The sequence below is a fragment of the Pseudidiomarina woesei genome, assembly GCF_001418345.1.
Classification (GTDB): Bacteria; Pseudomonadota; Gammaproteobacteria; order Enterobacterales; family Alteromonadaceae; genus Pseudidiomarina; species Pseudidiomarina woesei.
The window spans coordinates 41,061-58,213 of sequence record NZ_LIPW01000006.1 but is presented as its reverse complement, the minus strand read 5'-3'; the positions used below and the strand labels follow the sequence as shown (position 1 = coordinate 58,213).

Below are 17,153 nucleotides of genomic sequence, written 5' to 3'. Positions count from 1 at the left end.
TGCAAAACGGCCTTAGTTTACCTTGCTTAGAACTTATGTTCGATACCTAGTGCAACATAACGCTGATTCACATCGATAGTGTCCAAATTACGCCCAGTATACCAAGTGTAAACTTTGGTATTGCTGCCTAATTTGTAATCCACACCTGCAGCAATCGAGTCTTGCTCTCCATCAACGCTAAAGTCCATCATTTGGTATTGCACTTTAAACGTGAAGTTCTGATACGGATATTTAACGCTGGCTACATAGCCGTCAGCTTCGGCGGTGCCATCTACTTGCTCTTGCTGCTGCCACATAAGACCAACTACTGCATCGGCAAGTTTGGTGTAACCCACTAGTCGCTCAACATCATAACCTTCAACTTCGCGGTCAATTGCAGCGCCTAAATAAAATGAGGTATCGTCTAGGCCTTCGTCACCGTAGCTAATTGCTGTTGAGATACCATCGTTTACTGCTGGGTCGTCACTGGCAATATAGGTTGCCCCAAAACGGAACTGATTAAATGACGGTGAATAATAACTAACTGTATCGCTGGTGCGGTTTTCGCCTTCAAACAAGGCTTTTACGTCGGCCTCGTAATCGTTGAATAAATCAATGTCGCCTTGCACGGTTTTCAGTACAGTGTCACGGCGGCCAATGGTCACTTCACCGAAGCTGCCTTTTAAACCAATGTACTGATTACGCGAACGAAGATTGTCTGAACCGCCCAAGTCAGCAAGGTCTACTTGCCATTCAAGTTGGTAGATAACTTCCAAGTCATCGTTAAGTTTAGCGCCGCCTTTTATCCCAAAGCGCGACGCGTTTGAGACCACATCAGTTTGCGAACCGTTGCCATCGTCGAGGTCGTTGCTTTGCAGTGACACATTGATTTTGCCGTAAATATCCCACGAAATCGGCTCGTCGTTGGCGACTGCTGCATGAGATGCAACCGCTAATGTTAGTGCACTTAATGCCATTGGAAGTTTGTTCATAACCTAGCCCGACCAGAAATTGGTTATCAGAAATATGTATAGCACGCAAATTTGCGTGCCGTACACATAGTTATCTGGGCGGGTATGTTATATCAGAAATATGACAGTTTCATGACTATATGTCAGTTTTTTGTCTTTTTTATGACCTTTACATGTCATTAAGATGATGATTGCATGTCAGCTCGTAGCTCTTGTAAACGTGATTGCTGCTCTTGCTCTGCTTTAGCGTAACGCTCCCACTGACTAGCAGATTGTTTCGCTTCATCAAACTGCTTCGCCACAGCAAAGGCTTGTAGCGCTGCGTTGAAGTTTTCTAAGTTCAATTCAGCCATGCCAATCACTAAATGCATTGCACCAGGTTGCGTCAAGCCGCCTTTTTCAAGCGCCGCTCGCGCTGCATTAATTGCTTCTTGATTGCGCTCGGCATTCAATAGCAAGGTTGCACGTTGGGCATCAAACTCGCCGTTGTCACTTAAACTTGCAGCTTGTTGCAGTGCACTATTGGCTTTATCGGTTTCACGTGCAGCAACCCAGGCTTGGGCCAACAGTTTGTAGTTACGCAAATTAGCTTCCACTGCACCGGTTGTCAGTGCTTTTTCCATAACTTGCCCAGCTTTAAATGGCACGTCATTGAAAAAGTATGTTTGCGCTAGGTTGAGTAAGTCTTGGCTCTTGGTTAAAAAGCCCTGCTGAAACGCAGTTTCAAGCATAGCTAATTGCTTGGTTTCTTGTCCCAACTGACCAAATACACCGGCTAGTTGCACCCAATACTCTGGTTTATTGTAGTAACGCACCATCGCTTCAAGTACCTCGGCAACCTGCGCCGTTTGTCCAAGCTCAAAATAAATTGCACGCTGCAGTACCAACCAATTTTCTTCCGGAATTTGGCGCTTATTTTGCACCGTTTTAATGGCTTTACTTATCGGTGCCAAGGCCGCTTGATAGTCACCTTTTTGATACAGCGCTTGGGCTTTTAACACCCATGCTTTTTGCTGTTGTTCTGCTGGCACCAATTGTTCCCATTGCGCTAAGAAATCTAACGCTTGTTCAAATTCACCTTGGCCCAAAGCAAGCTGCGCTAAACTAAACAATGTAGTCTGTTCTAGTGCTTCTGGAATTGCTTCTTCTTTGACGACTTTGGCGAAATAGGTTATCGCTTTAGCAATATTGTCTTGGCCGTAATACATGTAACCATAGAAGTTCCAGAGCATGGATCGCTCATAGCTATTCATGCTACTCAATTTGCTTTCCACGTTGGCAAGAACCTCTAGGCCCGCTTTCAAGTCACCATCATCGGCAAGCTGCTGAGCGCGTGCAAGTTGACTGTATACTTGCTCACGCAACGCTGGAGTTTTCTTACGCTCAGCACCAACCACGGGGCTGGACACCACAATACTTATAATTGCAGCAACAATGAGTAAATAACGCATATGCTTTCTCCTAACCCTCTGCTTTGCTAACCGTGTTGTGTTAACCGTCAATCGCAAAGGTTAACCGGTTTTGTACACCTTCAACTTCAACCGGCTCGCCATTCACAACACGAGGTTTGTATTTAAATTTCAGTACCGCGTCCATGGCAGCTTGATCAAAAATAGATTCGGGCTGCGCTTCAATGACATAAGGATCACGCACAGTGCCTTGTTTGGTCACTGTAAACCCAACCACTACGTACCCCTCAATGCCTCGTTGCAAAGCGCGACGCGGATAAACCGCTTGTACTTTTACAATGGGTAAGTACTCACCATCGCTGGTATCAAGACCAATACCGCCTGACAAACTAGTATCGACTTGTATATCGGCAGAAAAATCAAACCCGGCGGCGTCTGCTTCGGCTGCGTCATTTTGCATCTCTGGTTGCGGCATATCCGGCGGTGGCTGCTCTGGTTCAGGCGGACGCTGTGGTTTGCGTTCCTTCTGCTGCACCACCTCTTCCGGCTTCACCCGTACAAAATCAAGAACACTGCCCTTTGGCGGCTCAGACATGGCCCCTTCGCCCCCCGCTATCAGTGACTGCATTAAATAAAACAGCCCTGCGGTAATGGCGAATGCAGCAATTAGTGCGAGCAATAAACGTTTCATAACTAGTCTTCTTGCGTTGCAATTGAGACATCAAACACACCAGCCGCACGAGCCGCGTCCATCACTTTAATCAGCGTTTCTGTGGTGGCTTTTTTGTCGGCTTGAATAACCACCGAACCCTGCGGGTTTTCGGCATACAAGCGCTCAATGTTGGCTTGTACAGCGCGCGCGTCCACTTGGCGTTTGTTAATCCAAATTTCACCACTATCACTAATGGCAACTAAAATATTGGCGCGGTCTTTTTGCACAGCGGTGGCAGCTTCTGGGCGGTTCACGTCAATACCTGACTCTTTCACAAAAGACGCAGTGACAATAAAGAAAATCAACATAATGAACACCACATCTAACATGGGGGTCATGTCAATTTGCGCTTCTTCTTCGTCAACTAAATTTGCAAAATGCTGTTTCATCGCGCTTTACCTTTATGATTTAGCAAGCTGTTGCTCGCCTGAATGATCGAGTAACAAACGGTCTTCTAATTTCAACCGCTCACGTTTCGCGGTGCGTTGTAACCAGGTGGTGGCAAACACACCTGACAAGGCTCCGACCATACCTGCCATGGTTGGAATAGTTGCTTTAGAAACCCCCGCCGCCATAGAGCGAGCGTTTCCGGTGCCAGCTACGGCCATGACGTCAAACACTTCAATCATGCCGGTAACGGTACCCATCAGGCCTAACAACGGGCACAAGGCCACCATGGCTTGCAAAATAGGCAGGTTACCGCCTAACGCTAAGGACACACGCGAGATCATTGCGCCACGTATTTGCTCGGCTTGCCATGACGATTTATCGCTGCGGTTATTCCAGCTAGTTAACGCCGCTTTGGTTGCTTGGCGATGACCACGCAGGTAATAAAAAATCCGCTCAAGAATCATCAGCCACATGACAAATATGAGCACCCCGATAACCAGCAGCACATTGCCGCCGGTTTCGATGAAGTCTTGAATGGCATTGCTGAATTCAAGCAGAAACATAATTAGTGACTCCGCTCAGAGCGCTCCGCAATAATGCCCGAGGCTTGTTCTTGCAAAATATGAACAATATGGCGGCTACGCGTATTTAGCGTGGCAAACAATAGGGTCATAGGAATAGCGACCACCAAACCAAGTACCGTGGTCACCAAAGCTTGTGAAATACCACCGGCCATGAGTTTCGGGTCACCGGTACCAAATAACGTGATGGCTTGGAAGGTATTAATCATGCCAGTTACTGTACCTAACAGACCCATGAGCGGGGCAACCACCGAAATAATTTTAATAAAGGTTAAGTTACGTTGAATTTTGGGAACTTCGCGCAAAATCGCTTCGCTAAGTTTCAGTTCCAGCGTTTCGGTATCAACGTCTGGGTACTTGCGCTGCACGGCCATTACGCGACCTAACGGGTTGTTGTCGTTTGGCTGGTCTTGCTTCATTTGACGTTTCACTTTACCACCCATAAGCGTCAGCGTAATAAAGCGTTCTAACGCGATGATGAGTCCAATCGCTCCCAAGGCCAAAATGATGTACCCCACGGTACCACCTTGATCGATACGTTCGCCTAAGTCAGGCGCTTGTACCAGTAGGCCAAGAATTGAGCCACCGGTTGGGTCCATGGCAAATTTAACTGGGTTGCTATCGGCATTTTCTAGTGCGCTTACTGTATCTAAATAGCGGCCGCTGGGCTGACGAATTAACTCAGCAACGGTATCTGTGCCCGGCACTAATTCCAAATAACGACCATCAGCAACCATGTTAAAGGTGCCGACCCGAGTTACTTGCGTATTGGCTTTTTCGCCGTTTGCCAAAGTCACTTCGGTGTTGAACTTGCTTACCTTGCCCGACTCAGTCATTTCTTGCAGTAACGCCAACCAAACCGATTCAATTTCAGCAATTGACGCTAGTTTTGAACTGCTACCCATTTTTTGCGCTAGCGCACTTAACTGCTCGCTACGGCCCGGATATTCGACCGATACAAACGATGTTTGCAGTTTGCTGCTGGTGTCGCCAGCAACTTGCTGCAGCACGCCGAGCAACTCTCGTAACGAACCCATGCGCTGAGTTAAGGTGTCGGTGACTTCCGCCAGTTCAATTTCGTTTCTCTCAAATTGCGTTTCCAAGGTTTCACTGAGCTTTTCTAAACGATCACGTTCGGCAATAGCGTCTCGCAAAATACGCGCTTGCTCATTTGCTTCTGCGCGAAAGCGCGCCTCACGCTGTTTATTTTCTTCGGTTTGCTCAAACTGACCTTGTTGTAACTGTTGCAGTAGCTGGTCCAAGTTAATTGGTTCTTGCATAACTGCATTTGCGCTTGACCCCACTAGCAACAAGGCAACAGCTGAAATACTGGTTAAAAGTTGCTTTAACATGGTTATTCTCCGGTGCTAGAGGTTGAGGTAAATACTGGCAACATCAGCAAATCAGGTGCTAACTGTTTACGCGCCACACGAATTGCCTCTTGTACGTTGCTGGCGTAGCTTGCGTCTAAAGGTTGCCATTCACGTTGCTGTTGATTCCATACGCCCATGCTTGAGCCGTCACGGGTTTTGTAAAGCAACACAGTGCGCCCCATACGCAAGAACTCAACGTCTTGTAGCTGCCCAGCCACAGTCATTTCACCGTTATAGGCTTCAATGTTACGTCCGTAATCAGCCTCTATCTGAAACGCTTCCATAACCCGACGAAACTTCTCTGACACATCAACGTCGGCGCGGTCCATCAGCTCTCGTAAAGTAGCCACGCGCTCAGCGCGCTCTTCAGGTAGAAACGGCACATCGAGTTGCACAAACTTATCTAGGCTTTCAATCATGCGCAGCATTAGCGGGGTAATTTGACGCTCCACGACACTCACTTCATCAATCGAAGCGTTGAGTTCATCTTTCTCTGCTGCTTGCGCATTAATTTGCTTTTGTAGCTGCTGGGTATAAACCTCTAACCCTTGAATTTGACGCGTGATTTGCTTGTATTGCTGAATTCGTTCTTGGGTTGAGTCCGCAATTTTTTCAACAGTCAGCTGTGATGATTTCGCTGCGCTATTAATTTTGTTAGCGGCATCAACGACAGGCTCTAACGAAGTTTCTTGCGCAGCAAGCGAATGAGAGAAAAGCGGCGCGCTGCAGAGCGCGATTAGAACTACCGAAGAAATTAAGGAATGCTTCATAACAATACCTTGCGCATCTAATGAATGTTGATGCGCAAGATACTGCAGTTATGTGACAGCTTGGTGACTGAAAGATGTCAGTTATGTGTCAATATGACGGTTTTGTTTGATTTCTGTGACCATTTCACGCATATCCACCCCGCTTGGATGCTGGAAAACACGCAGCCCGAACTCTGGAAGTATGGAAATAAGATGGTCAAAAATATCTGACTGAATGCCTTCGTACTCAACCCACTCTGTGGTCGCCGTAAAGCAATATATTTCTAATGGTAAGCCGTCCGCCGTGGGGTTCAATTGACGCACCATCAGCGTCATTTCTTGATGTACGCGGGGGTGACTTTGCAGATACGCACGAACATAAGCCCGAAAGGTACCAATATTACTAATACGGCGGGTATTTACTGGCTCTTTTCCTTCGTCTTTTAATTTCTGATTCCACTCGTCTATTTCTTTTTGTTTGCTCGCTAGGTAGTCCTTAAGCAAACGAAACCGATTAAGCTCTTTGCGTTCGTCATCTGACAAAAAGTGTACGCTGTTTTGATCAAGCATAAGACTACGCTTAACACGGCGTCCGCCCGACTCTTGCATGCCCCGCCAGTTTTTAAATGGGTCCGAAATAAAGCGTTTGGTCGGAATTGTCGATATAGTTTTATCCCAGTTTTGCACCTTCACGGTATGTAACGCGATATCAATCACATCGCCGTCAACATTCAAATTAGGCATTTCAACCCAGTCACCAACACGAATAATGTCATTTGAGGTAATCTGCACGCTTGCCACCAATGACAGCAGCGTGTCTTGAAACACCAACATGAGCACCGCTGCCATAGCGCCTAAGCCTGACAGCAAAATCACCGGAGACTTGTCAATAAGCGCTGCTACCACCAAAATGGTGGCGACCGCATAAATTGCAATTTTTACAACTTGAATATAACCCTTAATCGGCTTCTCATGCGCGTCCGGCTGGCGTTCATATACGGTATTAACCACGGTTAAAATACCGCTAATGGCGCGGCCAATGGTGAGAATAATAAACGCCGTACAAACGTTGTTCACCACCACCACAACTTCTTCGGGCAGGTTGGGCACCGAGCTAATACCATAGGTGATGACTAATGCAGGAACTACATTCGCTAACCGCGCAATAATGTTGCGCTCAAATAATTGTTTGTCATGCCCCGCTGGCGTGTAGGAAATAACCGTTAGCACCCCACGCATGAGAATTTTCTTAACCACAAAATTAGCTATCCATGCGCCTAGCAATAACACCGCAAGCTTGACGATAGTGTCCATATCAGGGTGCTCTGACAGTAATTTTTGCCACTGTTCAAATTGCTCTTTCATAGGTGTCTCTAGTTTCCATTTTTTGCCCAACGCGGCTTTTAACATAGCGGAATTAGGCGCTATTCACAACGCCGTAAATATTGCGCAACGCGCCAAATTCCAGTACCTTGTTTGAAAGCTTTCAAGGACCCCGCATGGCAACGTCGAGTATTTCAAAATCGCTGCTTACTAATGTACTCTCAGTGTACTTTGTACTGACACTGGTAGTGACGTCAGTGCAGGTGGTCGGTGAATACTACGACACCAAAAAAATGTTGGTACAAGAGCTCAACAACCAGCAAAGTACCTTCAGCCATTCCCTAGCCCGCTCATTATGGGAATATAACACCCCCCAAATTGACGCTATTGCCGACGGGCTTATTAACATACCGGCTATCGCTGGGTTGGTGATTCGCGACGATACGGGGCGCATTGTTAGCCAACTTGGGCGTACGCCGCCGTTACGCACCTTTCCTTCGGTTGCCGCAGACAGCTATGAGCTTCCCGAGCGTGAAGGTGTTTTCGGTTATTACGCCAAACTGGTTTTTGAATTTTCTGGCAACTCAACCCAAGTTGGTGACGTAACGCTATACACAACCCGCGACATTGCCATTGAACGTATCAAAGTGAGTTTATATTTTATTATCGGCTCAGCGATAATCAAAAGTACATTCTTGATCATGCTGTTTAGTTTTGCTTTTCACCGCATGCTTAACCGCCCTATGCGTGATCTTATCGGGCAAATAAAAAACTTTCGATTAGATGACCTAGAGCATTCGAAGCTTCATTTACGCAACCTTAGAAGCACCGAATTTGTGTTGCTTGAACAGGCCTATAACCAGCTTGTTGAGAACTTAAAAGAATACCAACAAAACCTCGAGAAAACGCAAAAGCAGTTACTACATGCGAACCAAAAACTGGACGAACATAATAATATTTTAGAACAAGAAGTAGCACGTAAAACCAGTAACTTAAGCCGTGTGCTTGTAGATATTGAGCGGCAGAAAAATGACTTGGAAGTACGTCAAGGCTCGTTAGAAAATGAAGTTCGGCAGCGGCGTCTTATTGAGTCCGACTTGCGCGAAATTAATACCCGTTTACAGGAATCCTTGAGCGCGCTTGAACGGGCGCAAGACCAACTGATTGAGTCGGAAAAAATGGCTTCATTAGGTGGTTTAGTTGCGGGCATGACTCATGATGTGAATACACCCATTGGTATTTCGGTGACTGCAGCAACTTATATTCGAGATCAACTCGCAGAAGCAGAACAAGCACTCACCAACAAAAAACTAACTCAGGCTCAATTGAAAAAAGTATTTAAATTAAGCAAAGAGTCGCTCGATTTGTTAGAAAGCAATTTAGCGCGTGCGTCTGACCTTATTAGTAGCTTCAAACAAGTCGCGGTTGATCAAACATCTGAAGCGATTCGTGACATAAATATCAAACAATATATTCACGGCGTTATTCAAACCTTAAAACCTCGCTTTAAGCCGCTAAAACCGAACATTGAAGTGATTTGTGCAGATGACTTAGATGTGCGCTGCCCAGCTGGTGCTGTGGCGCAAATTTTCACAAACTTAATTATTAACTCATTGATACATGGCTTTGAAAACAAGCAAGATGGGGAAATTAAAATTAGCATTGAGCGCGGTGATAAGAGGCTGCTCATTACCTATTCAGACAATGGTAAAGGTTTGGACCAAAAACAATTAGAACAGTTGTTCGACCCGTTCTTTACCACCAAAGTGCAGCAAGGCGGTAGCGGCCTTGGCACGCACATCATACGCAATTTGGTGACGCAAACACTGAACGGCACCATTGACGCGCAAAGTGAACCTGGCCAAGGCCTAACCTACCGTATGGCTCTAGCCGTCACATTTATTTAGGGAATTTTTCATGTGGTTTAAAAACTTGCGTATTTATACGCTAGCAGACGATTTTGTAGTACCTGAAAATATTGAACAACGCTTGCAAGATAACGCGTTTCGCCCATGTGGCCGCCAAGAACTGGCCAGTTTCGGTTGGGCCTCGCCGTTTGGGGCTCATAGCGAAGTTCTTTGCCACCAAATTAGCTCAAGTTATTTATTTTGTGCACGCAAAGAAGAAAAAGTACTGCCTGCTGCCGTAGTCAACGCCGAACTGGACGAAGCCATTGTACAAATTGAAGCTGAACAAGGTCGCAAAGTTGGTGGCAAAGAAAAACAAAATTTAAAAGAAGACATTGTGCACCGCCTTATGCCGCAAGCATTCACCCGCTTTCGTTCAACGTGGGGTATGCTAGACACCGAATTAAACATAGTGGTGGTTGACGCCTCTGCCGCTAATCGTGCCGAAGACTTTTTAGGTATGCTACGCAGTAGTTTCAGTTCACTGCCGGTTAAGCCGCTATTTAGCGAAAATCCATCGGAATTATATTTTACTCAATGGCTGAAAGCCGGCCGCGCCCCTGGGCAATTTGAATTAGGTGACGAGGTGGAATTGCGCGACAGCGCCGAAGAAGGTGGTATTGTGCGACTACGTCAACATGCCTTGACAGGTACGGAAATAGAAACGCACTTGGCCCATGGTAAACAAGCCACCAAAATAGGGTTAAACTGGAACGAACGCGTTTCGTTTGTACTTGAGCACGACCTAGCGGTAAAGCGATTTAAACCCACAGATATTTTGTTGGATGACCAAGACAAGCTGGTCGATGCTACACCGGAACAAAAAATTGATGCCGATTTCGCCTTACTTGCGGGCGAAATTCACGCGTTTTATCCGCAACTTGTTGGTTTGTTTACCGAGTCAAATTAGAACCATAAGGACTACTCATGAACAACAGATTAAAAACAACGCTGTCTGCTGCTGCACTTAGCCTTATTCTGGCTGGCTGTGGCCAAGAGCCAGCCCCGGTTGAGTTAGCTCAGGTGGAGATGGCACCAACTAATTTGGTCGCTAGTGCTGAGTCTCGCTTAGATATTTATTATCCAGTTGATTTAACTGCTGACCTAAGCCACTTATCCGACCGTCAGCGACACGTTGTTGAGCTGCTGATTGAAGCGTCTGAAATTATGGACAACTTATTCTGGCATCAAGCTTACGGCGCCAGTAAATCGAGCTTGTTAAGTCGTATTGAAGACCAGCGCGTGGCTAAATTCGCTGATATTAACTACGGCCCTTGGGACCGCTTAAACAACAATAAGCCGTTCTTAACAGGTTTCGAGGCCAAGCCGGCTGGGGCTAACTTTTACCCGGCTGACATGACGAAAGCTGAATTTGAGGCCGCTGAATTCCCGGGCAAAATTGATTTATACACGTTAGTACGTCGCAACGACCAAGGCGAGTTATACGCAATACCCTACAATGAAGCTTACCGTAGCGAACTTGAGCGCGCAGCAGATTTGCTGCGCGAAGCTGCTGAGTTCGCCGAAGACGAAGGCTTTAAAAATTATTTAACGATGCGCGCAGACGCGTTTTTAAGTAACCACTATCAGCCTTCTGACTTTGCTTGGATGGACATGACCAACAACGAAATTGACGTGGTTATTGGTCCCATTGAAAGCTACGAAGATCAGCTTTACGGCTACCGTGCAGCATTCGAGTCATATGTGCTTATTAAAGACATGGCTTGGAGCGAGAAGCTCGCTATGTACGCTCAGCACCTACCTGAATTACAGCGCAACTTACCTGTCGCCGACGCATACAAAGCCGAAATACCGGGCTCAGGCGCACAGCTAAACGCTTATGACGTGGTGTATTACGCTGGGCACTCAAATGCCGGCAGCAAAACCATAGCGATTAACCTACCAAACGACGAAGAAGTACAGTTACAAAAAGGCACTCGTCGCTTACAGCTGAAAAATGCGATGCGCGCTAAGTTTGATGCCATTTTGGTACCTATTGCCGACGAGCTGATTGTGCCAGAGCAACGCCAACACATTACCTTTGATGCGTTTTTTGCCAACACCATGTTCCATGAAGTGGCTCATGGTTTAGGTATAAAAAACCTAGTTGGTAAAGAAGGCACCGTGCGTGAGGCACTGAAAGAGCATGCCTCTGCGTTAGAAGAAGGCAAAGCCGATATTTTAGGTTTGTACATGGTTACCCAATTGCTTGAAGCGGGCGTTATTACCGAGGGCGTATTGGAAGATTACTACACAACGTTCTTGGCTGGCATTTTCCGTTCAGTACGTTTTGGCGCTTCAAGCGCGCACGGTAAAGCAAACATGATTCGCTTCAACTACTTTGAGCAAGCCGGTGCGTTTTCGCGCAATGAAGCAGGCCAATACTCAGTAAATATGGACGCCATGCGCGCCGCCATGAATAGCCTATCGGAGAAAATTCTAACTCTGCAAGGCAATGGCGACTACCAAGGCGTAGGCGAACTGTTTGACACTATGGGTAATATTGGCCCTGAGTTACAAGCCGACCTAGACCGCCTTTCAGCAGCCGATATTCCAGTGGATATTACCTTCCGTCAAGGTAAGGATGTGCTGGGTATATAATCTAAGTTACCGTGCCATTTAGATAAAATGCACCGGTGTATTGCAAAAATGCATCGGTGTATTTGTTGTCATCTCGTATTGTCAGTTCTTCAAGCTCAAACTCTTGTTCACAACCTTGACGCGTTAATTCAAGCAGCACTAAGTAAGGTTGTCTCTTTGGTACGCTGCGTACGTTGCAATGTCGAACGATAACTAGTGGCGGTTGAGTGGCATGCGTAGCTTCAATGATGCTAGTTAACGCCTGCTGTGGAGCAACCAGTGCAATACGTCCATTAGGTGCCAGTAATTGCGCTGCGCGCGCCAGCCACGGCTGCCATATTTCTTGTGCCGCTCCCTGCCGGGCTAATTGCCGTTGACTGTTGGCGCTGCTTAAGTGCGCAGCAAAGTATGGCGGATTCATGATCACCAAGTCATAGCTGTAATTGGGGGCTGCAAAGGTCAATACATCGGCTTGCTGTACCATGACTTTGTTTGGCCATGGTGAATTATGCACATTTTCGGCGGCTTGTTGTGCCGCTGCCGCGTCATATTCATAGGCATCAATGCGGGCATTGGCATTAGTGCGTTGCGCTAGCATTAACGCCAAAATACCGCAGCCACTACCAAAATCAGCAGCATAACTTACCTCGTCGGTACGCACCCAACCACCAAACAACAAACTATCGGTGCTAACTTTCATCGCACAACGATCATCTTTCAGGTAAAATTGCCGACATTGAAAGCCCATAGGCTATTTGTCCTTTTGTGACAGTGTATTTTAAACAGGAAATAAGCATGACACCCGATTGGGAACAACTTGAACTCGATGACGAACTTATCGATGTTCTTCGCGCAGCGGAACTTAACAAACCCGCCAAAGTACAGCAAGCAGTTATTCCAGCAGCGCTTGAAGGCCATGACTTATTAGTCAACTCACCAACAGGTACCGGTAAAACCCTAGCGTTTTTATTGCCGGCGCTTCAGCATTTACTGGATTTTCCGCGCCGACACCCGGGCTCAGCACGCGTGCTTATTTTAGCGCCAACCCGTGAATTGGCCCAGCAAATTGCCGAGCAAGCCGATGCCTTTGGCGAAACCACCGAATTAAAAACAGTATTGATTACCGGTGGTGTTAACTATGGTTCTCAGCATGAAGCACTGCAAGCAAGCCACGATATTCTTGTGGCAACACCGGGCCGCTTGCTCGATCTTATTGGTGCTGATCAGTACGAGCTAGAAAAAGTAGAATGGCTGATCATTGATGAAGCCGACCGCATGCTGGACATGGGCTTTAGTAGTGCAGTGAAGCAACTCGTGAACGAAGCACGCAACTTGCAGCAAACCTTGTTGTTTTCTGCCACGCTTGATAGCACTGGTGTACAACGCTTCTCAAGTGACATTCAAAAAGAGCCACAGGCCATTACGATAGAGCCGCCAAAGCGCGAGCGTGGCAAAATTCTGCAGCGTTGGTACCAAGCCGATACTGCCGAACATAAATTTAAGTTGCTTGAGCGCCTGCTAGGCCAGTACCCTGGCCGCCGGGTTATCTTTGTGCGTACCCGTGAACGCGTTGAAGAACTGGCAAGCAAACTGCAAGCTGCAGGTATCAAGACCATGACTTTACGTGGTGATATGCCACAAGCCGATCGGCAGCGCATTATTGCGCGTATGGAAAAGTTTTCCGACAGCACATTAATTGCCACCGACGTTGCCGCCCGTGGCATTGATATTGAAGATATAGAGCTGGTAGTCAACTATGACATGCCGAAGCAAGCCGATGTGTACTTGCACCGCATAGGTCGTACTGGTCGCGCAGGCAAAACCGGACAAGCGATTGCTTTGGTAGAGGCCCATGATGCTGAGTTACTAGGCCGTATTGAGCGCTATACAAAAACCAAAATTGAACGTCGTGTCATCGACGACTTGCGGCCGCAATTTAAGTTTCCAACACCGGGTAAGTCGAAGAAAAAGAAAGCTAAAAAGAAAAAATCGAAGTAGTTCGCTACTTCGATTTTTTTTGTTGTTGCTTACGCCATTGAAAGCGCACAAAAACGTAGCCGTAATAACTTGCCGCGCCCGCGGCATCAGCAATCAAGTCACCAATACTTGATGACCGATATGGCAGCATGTCTTGCACCCATTCAATCACTAACCCATAACCTATCAACAACAGTAATGCGGCCCAAATAGGTATGGGGAAGGCCCGATGAAAGGTCAACGCCAAGATAAAAAACGCGGCAAAATGCACCACTTTGTCTAAATGCTGAAAACGTGGCACTGCACCGGTAGAAATTTGCATTAAAAACGCAATTGTCGAACCGACAAGAACCACTAAAAACACTAATCGCGCGACATTTCTTGACGTCATGAATAATCCTTATTCTGCGGCGGCTACTGCGGATGGCTGATAAACCGCCACGTTGTTATAACCTTGTTCTTGTAAATATAAAGCTTGTAACTTGCTCATCACGCCTTTTTCGCAATACAGCAAATAGGTCTTGTTTGGATCAAGTTCGGCAAACGCTGTCGCTAATTTAAAAAATGGTATATGGCGCACCGTGATAGCTGCATTCGGCGCATTAAATGCCTTGCGTTCTACTTCGTCGCTACTGCGAATATCAATAATTTCATGCAACTGGGGCTGCACTGCAGCAACAGTATCCAATTTGGTGACCCGCGCCTCGGTGGTCTCGCCAATTTGGCTCACATCTTCCACGCGCGATTGACGCACCACTTGTTCCAACAGAGTTATGTCTAGCAGTTGCTCTGCTTCTGCCAACACGTCGCGCTGCGCTTTGACCGTTGGCTTATTAGAAATGACACCGCAGTATTCTGGCATGCTTCGGGCAAAATCTGCAGTACCAATTTGTTGCGCAATGTTAATGATTTCCTGCTTGTCCATAGTAATTAGCGGGCGTAAAACCAACTTATTGGTTGCTTCGTCAATAACACTGAGGTTACTTAGCGTTTGGCTTGACACTTGCCCAAGCGCCTCACCGGTAACAACAGCTGCTGTGTGTAACTTGTCGGCGACCATTTCTGCGGCGCGTAGCATTTGGCGTTTCAGCACCACGCCCATTAAACCGTTATCAATTTTGGTTAAGATTTCTTCCACCACTGGCGCGAAATCAACACTAATAAACTTCAATGGATGCGAGCTTGCATATTGCTGCCACAAGTAATACGCAGTTTGCCGTACTCCTGTTTCATGCTGTGCTCCGCCCAAATTAAAAAAGCAAAAATGCACCCGCGCACCGCGTCGAAGCATTTGGAAACTGGCCACGCTAGAGTCAAACCCCCCTGACAGCAAACTCAGCACGGTTTCTTGGGTTGGTAACGGAAATCCGCCTAAGCCTTGTTGCTTATCTCCAAATACACGCACCGTGTCATGGTCTATTTCAACCCGCACTTCAACATCTGGGCGGCGTAAGTCAACGCGAGTACCTTCGCAATGTTTTAAAATGCCGCCGCCTAAGTAGCGCTCAAGATCAAGCGACCGAAACGGATGTGTTCCCTTACGCTTGACGCGGACGGCAAATTTTCGCCTGCTAATAGTTGGTTGCCAAAGATTCAAAACCTGCGCCATAATTGGCTCAAAGTCAGTTGGCTCGCCCTCAGGCAACGGCAACTCATACGAGCGACTAAACCATGAAATACCCGGAACCCGCTGTAGCAACTCACTGACAAATTCAGCGCTTTTAGGTGCAAATTCACTGTGAGCTTCGCTACTTTGTTCTGGGACAATCACTTCAATTCGATCCCAACACCAAATGACCTTGGCGTTTACTTCATTGCGGCGCAAGATACTTTTCAGATTATTTACCAGTACCTTACCGTAGCGTTTACGAACGCCTTTACTTTTAATGGTGATTTCTGCGTGGAGTCGAACAATAAATTTCATGAGATTTTTTGCGGCCGTTAGTGTTACATCGTGTGAAAACGCGGCATTATACCTGATTTGACCGCGCTGCGGAATCAAGGTAACTTGTCCGCCATATCTCGGCACCGTACTGGATACACTACCCCTATGAGCGATTTATCTTTTGAACAAGCTATGCAACAACTCGAACGCATTGTGGTGCAGTTGGAGCAAGGTGAATTACCGCTAGAAAAGGCGCTTGAACAATTTGAAGAAGCGGTTAAGTTATCGCGACTTAGCCAGCAGAAGCTGCAACAAGCTGAACAAAAGGTTAGTCAATTGCTTCAGCAACAAAATGGTGAACAGCTAGGCGCCTTCCATGGCAACAATACGGGTGAGGACGAAGCGTGAGCTCCACTGCGCCGGTAACCACCTCAATAAACGCATTGTTAAATGGCTCCAAAGAACATATCAATGCGTTGCTTGAGCGCATATTAGAACAACGCAAAGCCGTAGCGCCGCGTTTGAATGAGGCCATGCGCTACGCGTTGGTGCTTGGTGGAAAACGCGTTCGCCCTTTCTTGACGCTGCAAGTTGGCCAGCTTTGTGGCGCTAGCGAGACCAGTTTGAATCATGCCGCTGCTGCTATTGAATGTGTGCATGCCTATTCGCTTATTCACGACGACTTACCGGCAATGGATAACGACACTTTACGTCGTGGCCAACCCACCTGTCACATCGCATTTGATGAAGCTATTGCTATTCTTGCCGGCGACTCGCTGCAAACACTTGCATTTGAGTTAATAAGTCGCCCTGATGCGACACTTGATGCAAAACGCCAATTAGAAATGATTCATGTGCTCGCAGAAGCCAGCGGTGATCGCGGCATGTGTGGCGGTCAAGCACTCGACTTAGCCGCAACCGGTCTGCAACTACCTGAGTCTGAATTGGCGCAAGTGCACATTCATAAAACGGGTGCACTTATTCGTGCTGCGGTTCAGCTAGGTGTGCTAGCCGGCCATGATAGCGCGCAAGCGCATCGCGCCAATTTCGACGCTTTTGCTCATTATTTAGGGCTCGCTTTCCAAGTACGCGACGATATTCTTGATGTAATTGGCGAAACTGCAGCCCTTGGCAAAACCCAAGGCAGCGATATCAACGCCAACAAAGCTACTTATGTGAGTTTGCTTGGGCTTGATGGTGCGCAGCAACGCTTACACGATTTACATCATAAAGCGCTTCATGCCTTAGCCAAAATTCCTTACAATACGGAAATACTGGAAGCTTTCGCAGATCATCTGCTGAATCGGGATCATTAAT

General features: G+C 47.0%; 17 protein-coding genes. 6 read left to right on the top strand and 11 right to left on the bottom strand.

What is annotated here, in order from left to right; genetic code table 11:
* Positions 1-26: 26 nt before the first annotated feature.
* The 8 genes from ASC40_RS09465 to ASC40_RS09430 form a co-directional block, all read right to left on the bottom strand.
* Positions 27-971: a porin gene (locus ASC40_RS09465; RefSeq protein ID WP_245622256.1), complete on the bottom strand. Its 945-nt coding sequence runs from the start codon at positions 969-971 to the stop codon at positions 27-29.
* A 158-nt stretch (positions 972-1,129) separates the two neighbouring features.
* The gene (locus tag ASC40_RS09460) at positions 1,130-2,401 is read right to left on the bottom strand and encodes a tetratricopeptide repeat protein (RefSeq protein ID WP_055439563.1); all 1,272 of its coding nucleotides are present in this window, start codon (positions 2,399-2,401) and stop codon (positions 1,130-1,132) included.
* Between the two features lie 40 nt (positions 2,402-2,441).
* Positions 2,442-3,050: an energy transducer TonB gene (locus tag ASC40_RS09455; protein WP_055439562.1), complete on the bottom strand. Its 609-nt coding sequence runs from the start codon at positions 3,048-3,050 to the stop codon at positions 2,442-2,444.
* A gap of 2 nt (positions 3,051-3,052) precedes the next feature.
* Positions 3,053-3,460, bottom strand: a complete 408-nt coding sequence (locus ASC40_RS09450; protein ID WP_055439561.1) for an ExbD/TolR family protein — start codon at positions 3,458-3,460, stop codon at positions 3,053-3,055.
* 12 nt (positions 3,461-3,472) lie between these two features.
* The gene (locus ASC40_RS09445; RefSeq protein WP_420849456.1) at positions 3,473-4,018 is read right to left on the bottom strand and encodes a MotA/TolQ/ExbB proton channel family protein; all 546 of its coding nucleotides are present in this window, start codon (positions 4,016-4,018) and stop codon (positions 3,473-3,475) included.
* 8 nt (positions 4,019-4,026) lie between these two features.
* The gene (locus tag ASC40_RS09440; protein ID WP_055439559.1) at positions 4,027-5,394 is read right to left on the bottom strand and encodes a MotA/TolQ/ExbB proton channel family protein; all 1,368 of its coding nucleotides are present in this window, start codon (positions 5,392-5,394) and stop codon (positions 4,027-4,029) included.
* A 2-nt stretch (positions 5,395-5,396) separates the two neighbouring features.
* A complete protein-coding gene (locus ASC40_RS09435; protein ID WP_055439558.1) occupies positions 5,397-6,185 on the bottom strand; it encodes a DUF3450 domain-containing protein in 789 nt (262 codons plus the stop codon).
* 81 nt (positions 6,186-6,266) lie between these two features.
* Positions 6,267-7,529 (bottom strand): mechanosensitive ion channel family protein, encoded by a 1,263-nt coding sequence (locus ASC40_RS09430; protein ID WP_055439605.1) that lies wholly within the window; start codon positions 7,527-7,529, stop codon positions 6,267-6,269.
* 134 nt (positions 7,530-7,663) lie between these two features.
* On the opposite strand from ASC40_RS09430, the gene ASC40_RS09425 reads away from it, so the two are divergent.
* Genes ASC40_RS09425 through ASC40_RS09415 form a run of 3 tightly spaced genes read left to right on the top strand, consistent with a single transcriptional unit; the run spans position 7,664 to position 11,995 of the window.
* A complete protein-coding gene (locus tag ASC40_RS09425; RefSeq protein WP_055439557.1) occupies positions 7,664-9,394 on the top strand; it encodes a sensor histidine kinase in 1,731 nt (576 codons plus the stop codon).
* 10 nt (positions 9,395-9,404) lie between these two features.
* Positions 9,405-10,304: a recombination-associated protein RdgC gene (gene rdgC / locus ASC40_RS09420; RefSeq protein WP_055439556.1), complete on the top strand. Its 900-nt coding sequence runs from the start codon at positions 9,405-9,407 to the stop codon at positions 10,302-10,304.
* Between the two features lie 17 nt (positions 10,305-10,321).
* Positions 10,322-11,995, top strand: coding sequence for a dipeptidyl-peptidase 3 family protein (locus ASC40_RS09415; RefSeq protein WP_055439555.1), 1,674 nt, complete (start codon positions 10,322-10,324; stop codon positions 11,993-11,995).
* Position 11,996: 1 nt separating this feature from the next.
* Here the strand turns inward: ASC40_RS09415 and ASC40_RS09410 are convergent, their stop codons facing one another.
* On the bottom strand, positions 11,997-12,722 hold the full coding sequence (locus ASC40_RS09410) for a tRNA1(Val) (adenine(37)-N6)-methyltransferase (protein ID WP_055439554.1): 726 nt from the start codon (positions 12,720-12,722) through the stop codon (positions 11,997-11,999).
* A gap of 47 nt (positions 12,723-12,769) precedes the next feature.
* Between ASC40_RS09410 and srmB the strand changes: the two genes are divergently transcribed.
* Positions 12,770-13,972, top strand: a complete 1,203-nt coding sequence (gene srmB, locus ASC40_RS09405; protein ID WP_055439553.1) for an ATP-dependent RNA helicase SrmB — start codon at positions 12,770-12,772, stop codon at positions 13,970-13,972.
* A 4-nt stretch (positions 13,973-13,976) separates the two neighbouring features.
* On the opposite strand, the gene ASC40_RS09400 is transcribed toward srmB, so the two are convergent.
* Positions 13,977-14,342, bottom strand: a complete 366-nt coding sequence (locus tag ASC40_RS09400) for a VanZ family protein (RefSeq protein WP_055439552.1) — start codon at positions 14,340-14,342, stop codon at positions 13,977-13,979.
* Positions 14,343-14,351: 9 nt separating this feature from the next.
* Complete coding sequence (thiI, locus tag ASC40_RS09395) at positions 14,352-15,875, bottom strand: tRNA uracil 4-sulfurtransferase ThiI (RefSeq protein ID WP_055439604.1); 1,524 nt, start codon at positions 15,873-15,875, stop codon at positions 14,352-14,354.
* A gap of 126 nt (positions 15,876-16,001) precedes the next feature.
* Between thiI and xseB the strand changes: the two genes are divergently transcribed.
* Positions 16,002-16,244: an exodeoxyribonuclease VII small subunit gene (xseB, locus tag ASC40_RS09390; protein WP_055439551.1), complete on the top strand. Its 243-nt coding sequence runs from the start codon at positions 16,002-16,004 to the stop codon at positions 16,242-16,244.
* Positions 16,241-17,152 (top strand): (2E,6E)-farnesyl diphosphate synthase, encoded by a 912-nt coding sequence (gene ispA / locus ASC40_RS09385; protein WP_141656138.1) that lies wholly within the window; start codon positions 16,241-16,243, stop codon positions 17,150-17,152. The genes xseB and ispA overlap by 4 nt, the downstream gene beginning before the upstream one ends.
* The last annotated feature ends 1 nt before the right edge of the window (position 17,153 follow it).

Bases quoted from the DNA above. Each gene is read 5' to 3' on its own strand.
- ASC40_RS09465 (WP_245622256.1), bottom strand. From the start codon at position 971: ATGAACAAACTTCCAATGGCATTAAGTGCACTAACATTAGCGGTTGCA.
- ASC40_RS09460 (WP_055439563.1), bottom strand. From the start codon at position 2,401: ATGCGTTATTTACTCATTGTTGCTGCAATTATAAGTATTGTGGTGTCC.
- ASC40_RS09455 (WP_055439562.1), bottom strand. From the start codon at position 3,050: ATGAAACGTTTATTGCTCGCACTAATTGCTGCATTCGCCATTACCGCA.
- ASC40_RS09450 (WP_055439561.1), bottom strand. From the start codon at position 3,460: ATGAAACAGCATTTTGCAAATTTAGTTGACGAAGAAGAAGCGCAAATT.
- ASC40_RS09440 (WP_055439559.1), bottom strand. From the start codon at position 5,394: ATGTTAAAGCAACTTTTAACCAGTATTTCAGCTGTTGCCTTGTTGCTA.
- ASC40_RS09435 (WP_055439558.1), bottom strand. From the start codon at position 6,185: ATGAAGCATTCCTTAATTTCTTCGGTAGTTCTAATCGCGCTCTGCAGC.
- ASC40_RS09430 (WP_055439605.1), bottom strand. From the start codon at position 7,529: ATGAAAGAGCAATTTGAACAGTGGCAAAAATTACTGTCAGAGCACCCT.
- ASC40_RS09425 (WP_055439557.1), top strand. From the start codon at position 7,664: ATGGCAACGTCGAGTATTTCAAAATCGCTGCTTACTAATGTACTCTCA.
- rdgC (WP_055439556.1), top strand. From the start codon at position 9,405: ATGTGGTTTAAAAACTTGCGTATTTATACGCTAGCAGACGATTTTGTA.
- ASC40_RS09415 (WP_055439555.1), top strand. From the start codon at position 10,322: ATGAACAACAGATTAAAAACAACGCTGTCTGCTGCTGCACTTAGCCTT.
- ASC40_RS09410 (WP_055439554.1), bottom strand. From the start codon at position 12,722: ATGGGCTTTCAATGTCGGCAATTTTACCTGAAAGATGATCGTTGTGCG.
- srmB (WP_055439553.1), top strand. From the start codon at position 12,770: ATGACACCCGATTGGGAACAACTTGAACTCGATGACGAACTTATCGAT.
- ASC40_RS09400 (WP_055439552.1), bottom strand. From the start codon at position 14,342: ATGACGTCAAGAAATGTCGCGCGATTAGTGTTTTTAGTGGTTCTTGTC.
- thiI (WP_055439604.1), bottom strand. From the start codon at position 15,875: ATGAAATTTATTGTTCGACTCCACGCAGAAATCACCATTAAAAGTAAA.
- xseB (WP_055439551.1), top strand. From the start codon at position 16,002: ATGAGCGATTTATCTTTTGAACAAGCTATGCAACAACTCGAACGCATT.